12 protein-coding genes and 1 pseudogene are annotated in these 16391 nt (G+C 46.9%); 7 read left to right on the top strand and 6 right to left on the bottom strand.

Annotation, left to right across the window (positions count from 1 at the left end):
• Window positions 1-86 precede the first annotated feature (86 nt).
• Window positions 87-1301: pseudogene (locus ACOTZP_RS07065) on the bottom strand (IS3 family transposase).
• 471 nt (window positions 1302-1772) lie between these two features.
• On the opposite strand from ACOTZP_RS07065, the gene ACOTZP_RS07060 reads away from it, so the two are divergent.
• On the top strand, window positions 1773-2102 hold the full coding sequence (locus ACOTZP_RS07060; RefSeq protein WP_016154439.1) for an NIPSNAP family protein: 330 nt from the start codon (window positions 1773-1775) through the stop codon (window positions 2100-2102).
• A 439-nt stretch (window positions 2103-2541) separates the two neighbouring features.
• Here ACOTZP_RS07060 and ACOTZP_RS07055 read toward each other — a convergent pair whose 3' ends face one another.
• Together ACOTZP_RS07055 and ACOTZP_RS07050 are read right to left on the bottom strand one after the other, a co-directional pair.
• On the bottom strand, window positions 2542-3678 hold the full coding sequence (locus tag ACOTZP_RS07055; RefSeq protein WP_009654824.1) for a hypothetical protein: 1137 nt from the start codon (window positions 3676-3678) through the stop codon (window positions 2542-2544).
• Complete coding sequence (locus tag ACOTZP_RS07050; RefSeq protein ID WP_016154438.1) at window positions 3671-4297, bottom strand: hypothetical protein; 627 nt, start codon at window positions 4295-4297, stop codon at window positions 3671-3673. Before ACOTZP_RS07050 ends, ACOTZP_RS07055 begins: the two co-directional genes overlap by 8 nt.
• 408 nt (window positions 4298-4705) lie before the next feature.
• On the opposite strand from ACOTZP_RS07050, the gene ACOTZP_RS07045 reads away from it, so the two are divergent.
• The 3 genes from ACOTZP_RS07045 to ACOTZP_RS07035 all read left to right on the top strand — a co-directional run bounded on the left by ACOTZP_RS07045 (window position 4706) and on the right by ACOTZP_RS07035 (window position 8241).
• The gene (locus ACOTZP_RS07045; RefSeq protein WP_009654820.1) at window positions 4706-5290 is read left to right on the top strand and encodes an MFS transporter; all 585 of its coding nucleotides are present in this window, start codon (window positions 4706-4708) and stop codon (window positions 5288-5290) included.
• A gap of 283 nt (window positions 5291-5573) precedes the next feature.
• Entirely contained in the window at window positions 5574-7712 is a 2139-nt protein-coding gene (locus tag ACOTZP_RS07040; RefSeq protein WP_009654821.1) for an AAA family ATPase, read from the top strand.
• 280 nt (window positions 7713-7992) lie between these two features.
• On the top strand, window positions 7993-8241 hold the full coding sequence (locus tag ACOTZP_RS07035; protein ID WP_016154436.1) for a hypothetical protein: 249 nt from the start codon (window positions 7993-7995) through the stop codon (window positions 8239-8241).
• Between the two features lie 384 nt (window positions 8242-8625).
• Here ACOTZP_RS07035 and ACOTZP_RS07030 read toward each other — a convergent pair whose 3' ends face one another.
• Both ACOTZP_RS07030 and ACOTZP_RS07025 read right to left on the bottom strand, forming a co-directional pair.
• The gene (locus ACOTZP_RS07030) at window positions 8626-8988 is read right to left on the bottom strand and encodes an ArsR/SmtB family transcription factor (RefSeq protein WP_016154435.1); all 363 of its coding nucleotides are present in this window, start codon (window positions 8986-8988) and stop codon (window positions 8626-8628) included.
• A gap of 45 nt (window positions 8989-9033) precedes the next feature.
• Window positions 9034-10038 carry a cation diffusion facilitator family transporter gene (locus ACOTZP_RS07025; protein WP_009654826.1) on the bottom strand — a complete coding sequence of 335 codons (1005 nt, stop codon included), beginning with the start codon at window positions 10036-10038 and terminating at the stop codon, window positions 9034-9036.
• A 185-nt stretch (window positions 10039-10223) separates the two neighbouring features.
• Here ACOTZP_RS07025 and ACOTZP_RS07020 point away from each other — a divergent pair, with 185 nt between their 5' ends.
• Together ACOTZP_RS07020 and cueR are read left to right on the top strand one after the other, a co-directional pair.
• Window positions 10224-12719, top strand: a complete 2496-nt coding sequence (locus tag ACOTZP_RS07020; protein WP_009654818.1) for a heavy metal translocating P-type ATPase — start codon at window positions 10224-10226, stop codon at window positions 12717-12719.
• Between the two features lie 13 nt (window positions 12720-12732).
• A complete protein-coding gene (gene cueR / locus ACOTZP_RS07015; RefSeq protein WP_016154433.1) occupies window positions 12733-13197 on the top strand; it encodes a Cu(I)-responsive transcriptional regulator in 465 nt (154 codons plus the stop codon).
• A gap of 89 nt (window positions 13198-13286) precedes the next feature.
• Here cueR and ACOTZP_RS07010 read toward each other — a convergent pair whose 3' ends face one another.
• A complete protein-coding gene (locus ACOTZP_RS07010; protein ID WP_009654812.1) occupies window positions 13287-13739 on the bottom strand; it encodes a Cd(II)/Pb(II)-responsive transcriptional regulator in 453 nt (150 codons plus the stop codon).
• Between the two features lie 81 nt (window positions 13740-13820).
• On the opposite strand from ACOTZP_RS07010, the gene ACOTZP_RS07005 reads away from it, so the two are divergent.
• A complete protein-coding gene (locus tag ACOTZP_RS07005) occupies window positions 13821-16316 on the top strand; it encodes a heavy metal translocating P-type ATPase (protein WP_016154432.1) in 2496 nt (831 codons plus the stop codon).
• Window positions 16317-16391 lie beyond the last annotated feature (75 nt).

The following is a 16391-nucleotide window of genomic DNA, read 5'->3' as shown; positions in this document are numbered from 1 at the left end:
TAATAGTTAAGTATGGTTTTTTATCCGTGCAAATATTTTAGCTCCACGTCCTCTTTGTGGAGTTGCCCCCGCTAAAACGGACACGGTTAATTTATAGCTAGCAGCGAACTTCTGTATTCCCTTGGTGACTGCATTTTCAGCCCTTTATGGGGATGCCAGTTATTATAGTCTTCCATCCATTCCGTCAGTTTTCACATCACTGTCATGGCATCCGGCAGGTCATTAACATACACGTAGTCACGCTTGAACGTTTTAACGAACGATTCAGCCATCCCATTGCTCTCCGGACTGCGCACTGGCGTCGTACACACGATGAACCTGAGTGAGGTGGCGAACGTTCTTATTGAGTCCGCTATGTAGCAACAGCCATTATCGGTCAGCCACTCAACGGCATGTGGCAGGTAAAGCGTATTGCCAAAGCGCTTTTCCACACTCTCTGTCAGCAGATCCTGCACCATAACGCTGTTTATTCCACCTGTTGTCGCCGACCAGCAGATGGCTTCGCGATCACAGCAGTCAAGGCTGAACACTACCCGCACGACTTCCCGATTCAAGCAGCGGATTTCAACACCAGTGCGTATCCGGCTTGAGTGTCACGACGTTGCCGGTATGACTGTGCTCTGGCTTTCTATGGCCAGATTTTGCCAGCAACAGGTTATTCGCCTGCATGATCCGGTAAATGCGTTTGTGGTTAACCCGCCAGTTTTGTTCCTTCAGCGCACGATTGAGGTGTGCCGTCACGCGACGGTAGCCGTTTGTCGCCCGCTCGCTGCATATCTGGCGGATAAGCGGTAACAGTCGGGCGTCCTCATCTTTGCTATAGCGGGCTGGCCGCTGCTGGCGCTTCTTTAGCAGCCGTTCATAAAGATTCGAACGCGATACGCAGAGCACTTCTGCTATTCGGATGAGGAGGTATCGTCCGGTGGCAGCAATGGCATGCGCGATATCAACTTTTTTGCCTAGGCTATCTCAAGCGCGTTCCTATGGATTTCGGCTTCCATCGTCTTGCGGCCCAGCATTTGTTCAAGCTGTTTGACTTTTTTCTCCAGCGCTTGGACCTCGGAGACACTGACGACCTCGTCGCCAGCGACGATCGCAGACTTTCCACCCTCGTTCATGAGCCGTTTCCACTTAAAAAGAAGACTGGGTGTGATGTCATATTGCCGGGCAACGAGTGAGACGGTGTAGCCGGGCTGCATGGCGAGCGCAACAAAACGGGCTTTCTCTTCAGGAGTATAACGACGGCGTTTTTGCTCGCCAGTGATCACTTCGATTCTTTGCACAGGACACTCCTTAAACATAGCTCTATGACTATGTCTTACTGGTGAGGTGTCCGGTTCAAACGGAGGCTATTACCCTTTGATATTTTCACTTTTTTGATTCATTCTCAATGCCGATGCTTGGTTAAATCAGAGAAGCGTTCATCATCAGCTATCAACCGGTGCTTTTACGATTTAAGGGGTTAAGACACCGCTCACTATTCTATTCCGTTAGCCTGACTCTGTGATTTCCCGAACATAGTTCAGTGTTCTGAACAGATAAAACCAGCATATTTCTGTCCGGAGCGTCAGACAAGATTGTCTGATAAAGGGGGAGCTGCTCCTTGCAGATTAGAGCATCTCTATGTTAGCAACGTCCGCTCCTGGCACGCATGAGACATTCAGAGCCATAACTGCTGGGGACAGCCTGGCAGTCCAGTTCTTCTGTTCGGTTTCACGACTACACGTCGCCATAATTCGCTATGATGAGAAAAACAGAATAGGATATCGAAGATGAAAACTGTCGAATTTTTGCTGTACACCCTCAAACCCGGTACTGGAAAAGACTTTCATAGAATAATGAAAGAAGTGAGTGTTCCACTTCACCGTTCAGTGGGAATGGATGTTATTTCTTATGGTATATCAGCACATGACGACGATGCTTACTATCTGATCAGGGCTTATAACAGCCTCTCTCACCTGAAAACTGCCCAGGACACCTTTTATGATAGCGAAGCATGGCGTCATGGTCCCCGGCAGGCCATTATCGATAGAATAAGCATCAGCGTTAAATCGGTACTGACTCTCACTGAGAGTGCCGTTGAGCATTTACGAACCCACTGACCCTATCGCTATACGTCATGGTAAAGCCGGGATAGACACACCAGCAAGACGTTACTGTTATTCAGTACATCAGAGATGAGGCTACCGCCTCACATGCTGAATGCGGGATGTTTGACCGGCATCTATGAGCGAAGAGCGGAAGTTCGCTTTCGGAAAACCTAATCCATGTGCCAGAGGGTCTCTGAAAGAGAATGGGGCGTTTAAGTGGGGTACTTACAAAAAATCAGCCTTAACGTACAATAATTTTCGATATCCAAACTGACCCCATTAAGAGTTATCCAGCATGTATGTCTCTTCAATCAACGATTAGTACGGAGACTCATACTAAACTGGAAATAAATCTCATAATAGCGCTTAAGCCGGAATGACTAGCGCTGTCCGGCAAATAGTCGCGGATGATTCAAGATCCACTTATTAAGTGGATCTTGATAGCATCCTGTTAGTAAACCGCTTGTTTTATAAGTAAAATTCCTTTGGCGGGTGTGTAATATTCAGTAGGCTGGCCGGTTATTTCACGCAGCACCTCAGTGACAATACTATTGACCATTCCCGTCAGTTTAAGCAATTCGGCAAAAGTTTCATTCTTGTCAATTATCTTTCTGGTGCCATTTGGAACGTAGAGCAGCATTGCAGCATTAGGGTTCTGTGCAAGATAATTTAGCCATCTGTGAGTCTCTACAAGGACAGCCAGCTCGTAGTATTGGCTATGTCGGAGATTGTTACCATCTGCGTGGTACATCAGCGAGGCAATATCATAACTACTGAGTTCAATTTTAGTACCCTCAGCTTCACTATCCGCTTTTAGTGTCTTAAGAAAACGAATAGACTTACGCAATCCTCCATTACATTGATCGCATTTGTCTTTAATTCGTTTGATGTGGAGGAAAGGTAGGTTGTAGATACGTTGACGTGTGTTTTTATCTATAATAGTGACCCCACGTTGATCTACATCTTTAGTATGTTGGTACTCTTTGGTATCCCACCAGATGCTTGGCACCACATCCACTTCTCTCTGCAAAGACCCTCCCGTTATTCTCAAAGATTTGGCGTTGTTGTCATCAACATCTGCCGCAGGGAAAGTTGCTTTCAGGGCATCCCTAGCGGCATCCCTGAGTTCAAGGATGACATCCCCATCATTTTTGTTCGTAGGGGTGTAGCGGCCAATACCGTCGCTATCATAAATAAGCATCTGAGTGTCTATAATCAGCAGATCCACATCACTGAAACTTTTAATATGAATATCCAGTGGTACAGAGCCTTGGACACGAAACTCCAGATTAAGATCTAATTTCTTTACCAGTTGGTTCTCAATACGCTTGGCAGTTTCAAAAGAAATTTCGGTATAGCGGTTATCAACCGGTTGCATGGCACCTATAACATAGCGGGTTGCAGAATCTTGTTTTCCCCTGGTTTCCCAACTTTCATTTAAATCCAGGAAACCTTCTAGCAAAGCATAGTTTTCCAGTCCATCAATCCTCTGGTTACTGATTGACTCTCTGGCTACGTTTAATTGATCGAATGTCCCTTTACGACGAGACTTCATGCGTTCAATTCGCGCACTAAATGAATTAGACATTGTCGATCCTAGTGATTGTCATTGTTCCGTAAGTAGCCCGGCCTTGACCGTTAAAATAATGGCCTTCAGCAGATTTGAGTCCGTCGTCGAACCTGAACTCTGCGAATCCAACATGTGAAGTCAGGTGTTCTTCACCTGTCTTGGGTTGGTTGCGGTAGTTATAAAGCAGCTGGTAACCAATTCCCTCGTCATGAATGATGGAGGCTGTCACACTATCCGAATGCGATGATTGAGTTTTCAGATGAATTCTGACTTTGTCCCATGACTGGACAATTCTCAGCTCACCTTCCCAGGGTTTACCACCTTCAGATCGGGTATGGCCTTCAACATTCCAGCGGCCTGCAAGATTTGGCACACATAAAAATTTCCCGAGGTAGGTGTTATGCCAGAGATTTTTATCAAACCATGTATACAACCCCATGTAGATCCCACCGGCGCTAATAAGTGAAAAAACTGAGGCAGGTATGTGGCTGTTAATGTGAAAGTTTTTCAGCCATTCGATTAGTGTGAGTGCTAGTAAAATCAGAACGAACGATATAACTGAGGCAACAATGGCAATATATCGGCCGACTTTACTGCGGTTAAAACCGCAAATCACAATGTACTCGTGACTTTTCATGAAATGGCGTCCAAGTGAGATGAAAACTAAAAAAACTATATATAGGTAATTTTACTATATCAAACCCTAGATATGGATGGATTGACAGTTATTTCTCGGTATGGTTATCAGAACGAGTTTTAAGTAGATCTGGAAGAAGATACATCCAGATTTCAGTCAGATACCGCCATCGTCATGTCAGCAGGAACCGGATTGATTTCCTCGTTTCATAGCGGTCAGGCTTGCCTGAAAATGATACCTTCGCAGGGAATGTTGATTGAGCTGGGCGGTGTCATTTTTCTGTTTATAGGCGGATTACTTGCAACCCTTGGCTGGCAGTGGCCGTTTTTGCTTCATCTTTTTGCCTAGGTTCTTCTGGTTATGCAGCTGGCGTTTGTGCCGTAACAATTGTCCTCTGGGACAGAAAACATGAATGAAAACGCCGGAGAAAGCGAATCGGTGAGTGCGACTCGATTAGCGCCTGTGCTTTTTGCAGCCCTGCTGTCCATGATTTGCTTCTTCACCAGCATTATCATCATTCCGCAGGTGTTTAGCTGCATGGCTATTGGGGCAGCAGAAACCGGATACTTTCTGTCGTTTATCTCACTGGTCGCCGTCGGGGCTGCTGCGATGATGCCGCGCCTCATAGCGCGTTTACGTGAGTACGGAAATCTGTACACGGCGTTTAGCTGCTACGCTGCCGGACATTTCATATTTTCATTCGCTGATAATGTAGTGTTCTACATCGCTGGCGGGGTTTTAATGAGTTGTGGGTTTGGTCTGTCGGTGCCGCTTGTGAATCATATGACAGTCGAGCAGAGTCACGCTCGCGTCCGGGGACGTAACCTTGCCTGGCTTTCTATGGCTATATTCTCCGGCCAGTTTTTATCATCATTCATGGAAATCATCCTAGGAGATTCATCAGTCGTCTTCCGGGGGACCGCGACAATTGCGGTGGCGGTAATTGTCGCTCTCATGGTGATACACCGGAAACGTCGCTTTAAAACGGCATAACGTCTGTCAGTATCAGCAACGCCGACATTGCTGAGCCGGCTTAGTCTGGTGCGGGTACTGAGGGTGCAAATGTCCGCTCTTGGCACGAAGCGGACATACATCACAAGCGCCGTACATACGCTCTATAAAACAACTGCTCCGGCGCTGCGGTACCAAGGGCGAATCCCGGAGTGCTTTACTCAAAAATGAAACGGTGCTTATATGTTCTGGCTTCAGCTTAAATAATTAATCGGGCCTGCAATATACGGGGCCTGCTCAGTGTCTTTGCCGTAAAGGATTAGGTATGGAAATTGAAATTAATTGCTGTAATAACATCGATAAAGCAAATATAACTCTGGCAGAAAAAAAACTAAATATTAAATTTGCGCCTAACGGCACCGGAAAAAGCACCATTTCCCGCGCGATTCAGTGTACGGTAAACGGGGATGAACAGGGTCTCAGCGACCTGCTTCCGTTTAGATACCGTGGTTCTAATCCCGATGCAGTACAGCCTAGGGTAACTGGTGTCGATGGCCTGCAAAACGTCATGTGCTTTAATGAAAAATATGTCGATCAATTCACTTTTCAACCAGACGAGTTAGTAAGTAATAGTTTTGACATCTTCATCAAAAGTGAAGCGTATCACGAGACAGAACGCGAAATCGAAGCCATGGTCGTGGCCATACGGCAGCAGTTTGCTGATAACGTCGGGCTTGAAGAATTCATCACGCACCTGGGGGAACTCAGCGCCGCATTTAAGCTGAGTAGTACCGGGATTGCAAAAACGTCTACCGGTATGAAAGGCTTATCCGCTGGCAACAAGCTTCAGCACATTCCCGACGGTTTGGAATCTTATAAGCCGTACATCCAAAGTAAAAGCAGCGTAGAGTGGATCGAGTGGCAGACCCGGGGGTATGAGAAATTCTCCGCGCTATCCGACGGCTGCTGTCCGTTCTGTACTGGCGACTCCCGTGAAAAGGCCGAGCAGATTAGCCGCGTCAGCGCGGAGTATGATAAGGCTGTCATTAAAAACCTGATCGGCCTGATCGGCGTGCTAGATAAACTCGGCGAATATTTTTCAGAGCCTGCCCGTGCCCGCCTCGCTGATATTACAACCCTAAAAAGTGGGCTGGAAAAACAGCACGAAGAATATCTCGTGACAGTGAAGAAGCAGACAGACAGCCTGATAAATATGCTGAATACCCTTAAGACTCTTAACGGCTTTACGTTCAGCGCTTCAACCAACGTCAAGGCTGCACTGGAAGCCTGTCGCCTAGACGTGAAGTTTTTCCCGGAGCTGCAGTCGGATAAAACGGCCCGCACCGTAGCCAGTCTCAATACCTCTTTAGACGACCTGACGACGCAGGCCGGACGCCTGCAGGGTCAAATAAATAAGCAGCGTCAGGGCATGCAGAAGCTGATCCTCAAGCATAAAACCGATATCAATACCTTTCTGGCTTACGCAGGCTATCGTTATCAGGTGGATATCACTGGGGAAGGCGATAAATGTCGGCTGAAACTGCGCCACGAAGACTTTGAAGGCTACGTCAGCGGCGGCAGCCAGCATCTCAGCTACGGTGAACGCAACGCCTTTGCCATTGTTCTGTTTATGTATGAATGCTTAGCCAAGAAGCCAGGCCTGATCATTCTTGACGACCCGATTTCATCGTTTGATAAGAACAAGAAATTTGCCATCCTGGAGATGCTGTTTCGCCGCAATACCGGTGAGTGCCTGAAAAATGAAACGGTACTGATGCTGACTCACGATGTTGAGCCTATTATTGATACACTGAAGTCCGTCAGGAAGCTGTTCAGTAATCTGGTTACGGCCTCACACTTGCACTACAGCGCAGGCTGCATCACCGAGCAGCTCATCGGTGAAAGTGATATCCGCACTTTTGCTCAGATCTGCCAGTCTGTCACTGACTCTGATAGTGAAGACATCATCAAGTTGATCTATCTTCGCCGACATTATGAAATTATGGACGACCTCGGTGATGCCTATCAGGTGCTGTCAAACCTTTTTCATCACCGTGAAACGCCCATCGACACCCGTGAACCCGTTGTGCAGGGAGTGGGACATCCTGAAATGTCCGCAGAAAAAGTTGCCTTCGGCTGCCAGGCAATCGCCGATCGCATTCCCGGCTTTGACTACCAGGCCACTTTCGTTCAGCTCACCGACCCGGATCGTATACGTGCGCTTTATCTGCTCTGCCGTAATGGCTACGAGAAACTGCAGGTGTTCAGGTTGCTTCAGACCGGACTCGAGAACGCAGTAATACGTAAATTCATGAATGAGACCTACCACATTGAAAATGAATTTATCTGTCAGCTGGATCCTGCCCGGTTTGATCTCATTCCTGAATATGTCATCAGGGAGTGCGACGCGCTTATACTTCCTCCTCCACCGGCAAATGACGATGCGCTGGAAGAAATTGCCTGACCTGTCGGAGGCGCGAGTATATTAATGCGCTTCAGTTTTCAGTGCGGCTCCAGTCAGGGCCAATAACCACCAGCAGGCGATTACGGTCTGTTACCCGGACCGTTTTCCCCTACCGCAGCGACCTGATGAGCTTCCGGCCTCGCGGCTGGGCCTGACATTCAGAGTGCTGACTGTACCAAGGCAGCGCCACCTCAAGGGAGCAGGAAGGCGACAGGATACATGATCTTGCACGGTAATCGGATGCATTACGGTAAGCAATTCCATCACATGAAGATAAACAATGAACCATCCTGAAATTCACGTCAAAGACTGGATTGATGTGGGCAATCGTGAGTGTGTGGTGCAACGACTTCTTCCTCCAGTGTCTCCCGTCGGCGTCTGTATTGTTGTTCTGAATAAAACCAAACCGACCACCCGGATCGCTGGTTGGAAAGGTGAAAAGTGGTACTTCATGCCCAGCCATGACTTTGGTGGCTATGCAGATGAGTATGATCCCTGTGTACGTGAACTGAAACGGGGCCGTCGCTGACCCCACGAGGTAATGTAGTGCAACTGCGTTTAGGCCAGACTACACGTCACAACACAAGGGCTGCATTCTGATGTTGACCATAACGCATTGTGATGTAGCAATGTCCGCTTTTGGCACGAAGCAGACAAACTAGATTATCCGTGGCTATTCAATAAGCTTGCAAAGCAAGGTTTCTCCTTCATGAGGTGGCCTGCTCACTTCGCTTTATCTGGTGATAGTGAACCATCAGGTATTTATTACATACAAGGGAAGGGGGCAGGTTTCATTATTAAAAGGTTAATTATTAAGGTTTTAATAAATTAATGATGAAACAACTCACCAAAGTAATGAAAAACTAAGGTGAGTTGGAATTACACAAGCTCTACTTATCAAAATTCATTCGGGTTATTCTTCAGCTATGTGAAATACCATGTCCTGAAGAACATGACTTACATGGTGATCCATTATGCTATAAAATATGTACTTACCCTTTCTCTCTCCGCGAACAAGCCTTGCACTTCGTAACAACCTCAGATGATGACTGACCAGAGATTGTGATAACTGGAGCGACTCAGCAATGTCGCCTACAGAGACCGAACCACGCATACAGTAAAGCAGGATTCGTAGTCTTGACTGGTCCCCCAGTAGATGGAAAATCTCGGAAAGTTGCCCAATGTCGTTTTGCGAGAGCATTGATAGATCTGGCTCCGCGACATGATCTGTCGCGGAACAGTCTTGTATGTTGCCGCAATCTGATGTGCTGGACATTATGATTCTCCCTCCTAAATTGATAGTGCATCACCAGAGGCCTGATTAATGTTTGTGGCCTGGACTAGAATGGTTATGCTTTTTTCCGTGTTCGTGTTCGTGTTCGTGTTCGTGTTCGTTACGCAGTTTTGTCGGTGAAAGGCTGCATGTATTATCGTTTTGATCGTAATTCCAGTCGATTCCCACAGTTGCATGTTCTATTTTGAACTGCTCATAAAGTTCTTGTTTTACAAGCTTCACAACGTCTTTTACGTCCACATCTTCCTTGGCTCTTACTTCCAGTGTTGCCATCGTCCGACCTGAGGTTATTTGCCAGACATGAATATGACTTACGGCTGCTAAGCCCTTAACAGAACTGATTAGTCTCTGTTCCACCTTGTCTGGGGAGGCATCTTCAGGCGCTCCTTCTAACAGGATGTGCAGCGATTTTGCTAATAATTTCCAGGCACTACGTAAAACCAGTGCTGCGACAAGAACGGAAAGTATTGGGTCAATCGGTGTCCAGCCCGTGTAGTAAATGACAATAGCGGCGACAATAGCGCCAACAGAACCCAATAGATCACCCATCACATGTAAAATAGCACCTTTGACATTAACATGATCGGTCTCACCACGGGTCATGATCCATAATACCAATATGTTGACCAACAATCCTGCAATGGCAACGATCAGCATTGGGCCTGCCAGTATAATTGGTGGAGCTTGTAACCTTTCCCATGCCTCATATGCAATCCACGCCACAATAGCGAAGAGTGTCAGGGCATTAAAGAATCCCGCGATGACTTCAAATCGCAAATATCCAAAGGTTCGTTTGCTATCAGCAGCTCGACGGCCAAAACGGAATGCCGCATAAGCCAGCGCCAAAGCTACTGCATCTGTAAGCATGTGGCCTGCATCTGCCAGCAATGCTAATGAGCCAGAAAGTATCCCTCCAACAGCTTCGACCACCATAAATGTGAATATCATGAGGAAGGAGATAAGGACTTTACGCTCGTTTGCACTGGTTACTGCTGGAGTATGGTCATGCTCGTGATCATGTGATTGTGACATAGGGCCTCAAGCGGTTGGTTATACATGATGCCTTCAATATAACATATGAATATGTGTTCATGTAAAGGGTTTTTATATCCATTCCTTCCACGGCATCGGCATGTTCAAAATAATGCGCTTGACCTTCCCACGATGGTAAGCCTTAAGGTTGTTCTTTATCTGACCATAACGATGAGAAATACATCATGAGCATTCAAAAAAAACAGCATTCTAATGATGGTGAAACTCAAGTCAGCTTGCCCATTGAGGGAATGACTTGTGCAAGCTGCGTTGGACGAGTTGAAGCCGCTCTGGCTAAGGTTGAAGGCGTACAAAACGTAAGCGTTAACCTTGCAACAGAGCGTGCAGATATCCGCCTAAATGCATTCGTTAATCGTATGGCGTTGGTTGAAGCAGTTGAAAAGGTTGGTTATGAGGTTCCTCAAGCTTCTGTAGAGTTATCAGTTCAGGGCATGACATGTGCATCATGCGTAGGGCGTGTCGAAAAATCGCTCCGAGCGGTTAAAGGTGTAAAAGAAGCCACTGTTAATTTAGCGACTGAAAGAGCTACTGTACGTGGAACCGCAGGAGTTGATGACCTCATAACTGCTATCGAAAAAATCGGTTATGAAGCCAGCCTGGTTGATAACCAAAGCCAGAATAATGATAGTGCCGCAGAAAAAAAAGATGCTGAAAAGGTTGCGTTGAAGAAAGATTTAGTTCTGGCGACCGTACTTGCGTTACCAGTATTTATTCTGGAAATGGGGTCGCATGTGATACCGGGAATGCATCAATGGATAATGGATACCATTGGGCTCCAGGAAAGCTGGTATCTCCAGTTTGTATTAACATTGCTGGTGTTGGCTATTCCGGGGCGGCGCTTTTACCTGAAAGGTATTCCCGCGTTATTAAGACTTGGCCCAGACATGAACTCTCTCGTCTCCGTCGGGACTCTCGCTGCATTCGGTTATTCAATGATTGCGACCTTTGCTCCAGGTCTTTTGCCTCAAGGTACCGTCAATGTGTATTACGAAGCTGCTGCGGTAATCGTCGCTCTTATTCTTTTAGGACGATTTATGGAGGCGCGAGCTAAAGGTCGAACGTCTGAGGCTATCAAGCGTTTGGTTGGATTGCAGGCCAAAGAGGCGCATGTGCTGCGTAACGGCATTGTCATCGATATTCCCATTAGTGATGTAGCCCTTGATGACATTATCGAAGTTCGACCAGGTGAGCGGATACCTGTTGATGGTGAGGTGAGTGAAGGAACAAGTTTTGTCGATGAATCGATGATAACGGGGGAGCCTATCCCCGTCGAGAAAGTTCCCGGAAGCTTAATGGTTGGCGGGACTGTTAACCAGAAAGGAGCATTGAGGTTGCGTGCAACAGCCGTTGGTGGCCAGACGATGTTGTCACAAATAATCAGAATGGTAGAGCAAGCCCAGGGCTCTAAACTACCTATACAAGCCGTGGTCGATAAGGTGACATTATGGTTTGTTCCTGTGGTGATGCTGGCAGCGTTGTTAACTTTCCTTGCCTGGTTAACATTTGGGCCATCACCGGCCCTGTCTTTCGCACTGGTTAATGCCGTGGCTGTATTGATCATTGCCTGCCCATGTGCAATGGGATTGGCTACCCCAACCTCTATCATGGTAGGTACTGGGCGTGGTGCAGAAATGGGGATCTTGTTCCGTAAGGGAGAAGCTCTGCAGTTGCTTAAAGATGCCAGGGTTGTCGCTGTAGACAAAACAGGTACTTTGACTGAAGGGCGCCCAGTAATGACAGACCTGGAGTTGGCCGAAGGGTTTGAGCTTGACTTAGTATTAGCAAAAGTTGCCGCTGTTGAATCACGTTCGGAACATCCTATTGCCCGCGCTATCGTTGAAGCTGCTCTAGGAAAAGAGATATCGCTGCCAGCGTTGACTGAGTTTGATTCAATTACTGGGATGGGCGTCAGGGCTACCGTAGACGGAGAGCGCGTAGAGGTCGGGGCCGATCGATTTATGCGTGAGTTAGGCTTGGATATCGAGTATTTTTCAAAGACTGCGATACGCCTTGGAAACGAAGGAAAATCGCCACTCTATGTTGCTATTGATGGACGTCTGGCTGCCATTATCGCAGTCGCTGACCCTATTAAATCAAGTACGCCGATTGCCATAAATGCATTGCACCAACTGGGGCTCAAAGTCGCAATGATTACCGGTGACAATGCCAATACAGCAAATGCGATTGCGAGACAGCTTGGTATTGATGAAGTGGTTGCCGAAGTGTTGCCAGAAGGGAAAGTTGAAGCAGTTCGTCGGTTGAAGGAGTCTTACGGTAAGGTCGCTTATGTTGGTGATGGCATTAATGATGCCCCAGCTTTAGCCGTGGCAGATATTGGGCTTGCAATTGGTACAGGTACCGATATAGCGGTGGAATCTGCTGATGTTGTCTTAATGTCCGGCAACCTACAGGGTGTGCCTAATGCTATTGGATTGTCTAAGGCAACCATAGGTAACATCAGGCAAAATCTTTTTTGGGCGTTTGGTTATAATGCCGCATTGATCCCTGTAGCAGCAGGCCTGCTGTACCCTGCCTATGGATTGCTGCTTTCACCAATCTTTGCTGCAGGCGCGATGGCGCTATCCAGTGTATTTGTCCTGGGCAACGCACTTCGTTTGCGTCGGTTCCAGCCTCCGCTGGCAGAAGACTCTGAGCACTAAGAAAAGGGGAGCTATGAACATTGGTAAAGCATCGAACGAATCAGGAATCTCCGCAAAGATGATTCGCTATTACGAGCAAATTGGTCTGATTCCTGCTACTGGCCGTACCGAAGCGGGCTACCGTGATTATGCACCCAATGATGTCCATCGTCTGATTTTTATCCGCAGTGCGCGCGATCTTGGTTTTTCTCTTGAAGAGATAGCCGATTTGCTCAAGTTATGGAATGACAAATCTCGCCAGAGCGCCGATGTTAAACGTCTGGCACAAGAGCATATGGATGATTTAGAGCGACGTATGGAAAATATGCGACGAATGGCAGATACACTCAGAGCTCTGATCAAAAGCTGTGCTGGGGATGAGCGAGTTGAATGCCCAATACTCCAGACATTAATGACCGCTGATGCTAAAAGCCATCCCGGTAAGAGAGAAGGGGCAGTGCAACGTCGTTCTCGTGGTAACGAAATGGAAAAAGCCTGACCCCTTATTTTAAGGGCATGATGGCGTAGCACAAAGCTGTATGGGCTTGTGTTACGCCATCAGTCTAATCAACTTATAAGCGCACACCACTAATGCACACCCCCCAAGTGGTCAGTTGGTACGGTTAAAGGAAGATCACCATTCTCTTCATCAGCAGTCAATTTCTGTACTATCCCGCATTCGTCCACGCTCCGGTCTGAGCTGCAATAGTTATTAAGTTCTTTGAGTTGTATTTCCAGGGCTATTAATTCTTTAATACGATGCTGAACATGAGTGAGATGGGCACTGATTATTGCATCAATGGGGCCACAGTCTTTACCGTGATTATTCATTGCCAGTAGCAATGCACGTATTTCCTCATGGGTCATATCAAGAGAGCGGCAGCGTCGGATAAATAATAACTTTTCCAGATGAGTATTGTTGTAACGGCGATAGTTATTTTCAATATCTCTTAATGGAGCCTGAAGTAATCCTTCTTTCTCATAGTACCGAATAGTTTCCACCGGACAATCCGCCTTACGGGCCAATTCACCAATTTTCATGCCTCCCCCCTTATGCGCTTGACCCTCTAGTTAGATTAGGGTCTTTAATCGTCAGTATAGTTAACAGATGAGGCAATGAAAATGAGTGGTGGTGTAAAAAATAGCAAAAACCCTGCAGGAGACGAAGCGGCTAGTTGCTGTGAAACGTTCAATTTAGGGACAGGACTCCGGGTTAAGAATACTGGTGAATCACATAAAGCAAATGATCATGCACATGATCAGCAGGCTCATAATCACAAGAAATGCAGTGATGATCATTCCCATGAAGGTCATAACCATGAAGGCCATAACCATGAAGGCCATAATCATGATGCCCATAGCCATGGCGGCGAAGGGCATTCGCATGATGAGCATAATCATAAGGGATGTAACCATGCTCATGCCGCGCAAGAGCATTCTCATGAAGGCCACGATCACGGCCATGAGGGGGATTGTTGCTCCGCTGCTCCAGAACAATTGAGTAGCCTAGGGGGCTCGCAGGTTGTGGCTGGTGGATTACGGACAGAAATTCGCATTATGCAGATGGATTGTCCTGTTGAAGAAAATCTTATCAAAAAGAAACTGGGTGGAATGAGCGCTGTTAAAGAGCTTGATTTCAACCTGATGCAGCGTGTTTTGACTGTAACCCATACACCGGATTCGCTTGAAGCTATCATGGCTGCAATTCGCTCGTTGGGATTCGCGCCAGAAGTCTCTGATAATACTAGCGGCAAGAAAAATACCCAGGAGAAAAAAAAGCCCTGGTGGCCATTAGCTCTTGCTGGCGTAGCTGCTCTTGCAGCCGAAGTGATGCACTGGGCTGATATGCCTGACTGGCTAGAAGCTGGGTTGGCTTTGATAGCAGTGCTTTCTTGTGGTCTGACAACCTACAAAAAAGGTTGGATTTCGATTCGCAATGGCAACTTGAATATCAATGCACTAATGAGTATTGCCGTTACTGGGGCTTTGGTCCTTGGGCAGTGGCCAGAAGCGGCGATGGTTATGGTGTTATTCACCATTGCCGAGCTGATAGAAGCCAAATCACTTGATAGAGCCAGAAATGCAATAGGTTCCCTGATGAACCTGACTCCTGAAACTGCAATGGTCCAACAAGCTGATGGAACATGGCAGGAAGTTGACGCCAGTAGCGTACAACCGGGCAGTATTGTCAGGGTAAAACCAGGTGAACGAATTGGTCTCGACGGAGAAATCGTCAAAGGCCAAACCACCATTAACCAAGCTCCAATTACAGGTGAAAGTATGCCTGTCGATAAAATTGCGGGCGATGCTGTATTTGCTGGAACAATAAATCAGTCAGGCTCTTTTGAATATAAAGTCACTGCAGCTGCAAATAATACAACCCTTGCTCGCATCATTCATGCCGTTGAGCAGGCGCAAGGCGCCAAAGCAGCTACACAACGTTTTGTTGACCGCTTTTCCCAGATTTATACCCCCGTCGTTATGGGTATTGCTGTTGCGGTTGCTGTATTGCCACCATTGTTTGGGGCAGGAACATGGCAGGAGTGGATCTATAAAGCTTTAGTTATGCTTGTCATTGCGTGTCCATGTGCCCTGGTTATTTCTACGCCAGTAACGATTGTTAGTGGACTTACTGCAGCTGCTCGCAAAGGGATTCTCATTAAAGGCGGTGTTTATCTTGAGCAGGGACGTAAGCTAAAAGCCCTTGCGCTGGATAAAACAGGAACTATTACCTATGGGAAACCAGTACAAACCGACGTAATGGTATTCAATGGGTGGAGCGAGCGTGAAGTTCGTACTACTGCAGCTAGTCTCGCTAGTTACTCTGATCACCCTGTTTCACTGGCAATTGTGAATGCTTCTGCTGATTTGAAAAAGCAGGATGTTGACAGCTTTGAAGCGATTGTTGGGCGAGGTGTGCATGGCGCGATTACAGGTAAGGATTTTTACCTTGGTAACCTGCGTTTGACTGAAGAACACTTTAATTGTCCATCAGAGATTAAAGCAACAGTACAAAGGCTGGAAAGCCAGGGTAAAACAGTTATTTTACTCAATGATGGTAAGCAAGTGCTTGGGTTGTTCGCTGTTGCTGATACTGTTAAAAACAGCAGCCGTGAAGCGATTGAACAACTTCATGAACTTGGCGTTAAAACTATTATGCTGACTGGTGATAACCCACATACAGCTAAAGCAATCGCATCTCAGGTTGGAATCGATGAGGCTCGAGGGAATCAATTGCCAGAAGATAAACATCGTGCAGTTGAAGAGCATTCACGGATTGGAATCACTGGGATGGTTGGTGATGGTATCAATGATGCACCGGCTCTGGCTGCAGCTGATATCGGTTTTGCTATGGGCGCAATGGGTACTGATACGGCGATTGAAACTGCAGATGTAGCCTTAATGGATGATGACCTGCGTAAAATCCCAGCCTTTGTAAAATTATCCCGACAAACGTACAGCTTACTCGTGCAAAATATCAGCCTCGCTCTAGGTATTAAAGCCGTATTCCTTGTACTCACGCTCATGGGAATGGGAACTATGTGGATGGCTGTATTTGCTGATGTTGGTGCCAGTCTTCTGGTTGTGGCAAATGGCCTGAGGTTATTACGAAAATAAAGAGTTGGGTCCCTGAGTTCTTCATGGATGACAGACTCAGAGACCGTATTCTGGTTTGAATATATTCATAGAATA

Origin of the sequence: Enterobacter cloacae complex sp. SYL001 (assembly GCF_049237025.1) — a bacterium.
Lineage (GTDB): Bacteria > Pseudomonadota > Gammaproteobacteria > Enterobacterales > Enterobacteriaceae > Enterobacter > Enterobacter intestinihominis.
The sequence above is the reverse complement of the archived record's forward strand: the minus strand, read 5'-3'. Positions and strand labels throughout refer to the sequence as shown.

What these genes read in the sequence shown, in the direction of transcription:
- ACOTZP_RS07020 (WP_009654818.1), top strand. Translation starts at nt 10,224, where the DNA reads ATGAGCATTCAAAAAAAACAGCATTCTAATGATGGTGAAACTCAAGTC.
- ACOTZP_RS07010 (WP_009654812.1), bottom strand. Translation starts at nt 13,739, where the DNA reads ATGAAAATTGGTGAATTGGCCCGTAAGGCGGATTGTCCGGTGGAAACT.
- ACOTZP_RS07035 (WP_016154436.1), top strand. Translation starts at nt 7,993, where the DNA reads ATGAACCATCCTGAAATTCACGTCAAAGACTGGATTGATGTGGGCAAT.
- ACOTZP_RS07030 (WP_016154435.1), bottom strand. Translation starts at nt 8,988, where the DNA reads ATGTCCAGCACATCAGATTGCGGCAACATACAAGACTGTTCCGCGACA.
- ACOTZP_RS07060 (WP_016154439.1), top strand. Translation starts at nt 1,773, where the DNA reads ATGAAAACTGTCGAATTTTTGCTGTACACCCTCAAACCCGGTACTGGA.
- ACOTZP_RS07025 (WP_009654826.1), bottom strand. Translation starts at nt 10,038, where the DNA reads ATGTCACAATCACATGATCACGAGCATGACCATACTCCAGCAGTAACC.
- ACOTZP_RS07040 (WP_009654821.1), top strand. Translation starts at nt 5,574, where the DNA reads ATGGAAATTGAAATTAATTGCTGTAATAACATCGATAAAGCAAATATA.
- ACOTZP_RS07045 (WP_009654820.1), top strand. Translation starts at nt 4,706, where the DNA reads ATGAATGAAAACGCCGGAGAAAGCGAATCGGTGAGTGCGACTCGATTA.
- ACOTZP_RS07050 (WP_016154438.1), bottom strand. Translation starts at nt 4,297, where the DNA reads ATGAAAAGTCACGAGTACATTGTGATTTGCGGTTTTAACCGCAGTAAA.
- ACOTZP_RS07005 (WP_016154432.1), top strand. Translation starts at nt 13,821, where the DNA reads ATGAGTGGTGGTGTAAAAAATAGCAAAAACCCTGCAGGAGACGAAGCG.
- ACOTZP_RS07055 (WP_009654824.1), bottom strand. Translation starts at nt 3,678, where the DNA reads ATGTCTAATTCATTTAGTGCGCGAATTGAACGCATGAAGTCTCGTCGT.
- cueR (WP_016154433.1), top strand. Translation starts at nt 12,733, where the DNA reads ATGAACATTGGTAAAGCATCGAACGAATCAGGAATCTCCGCAAAGATG.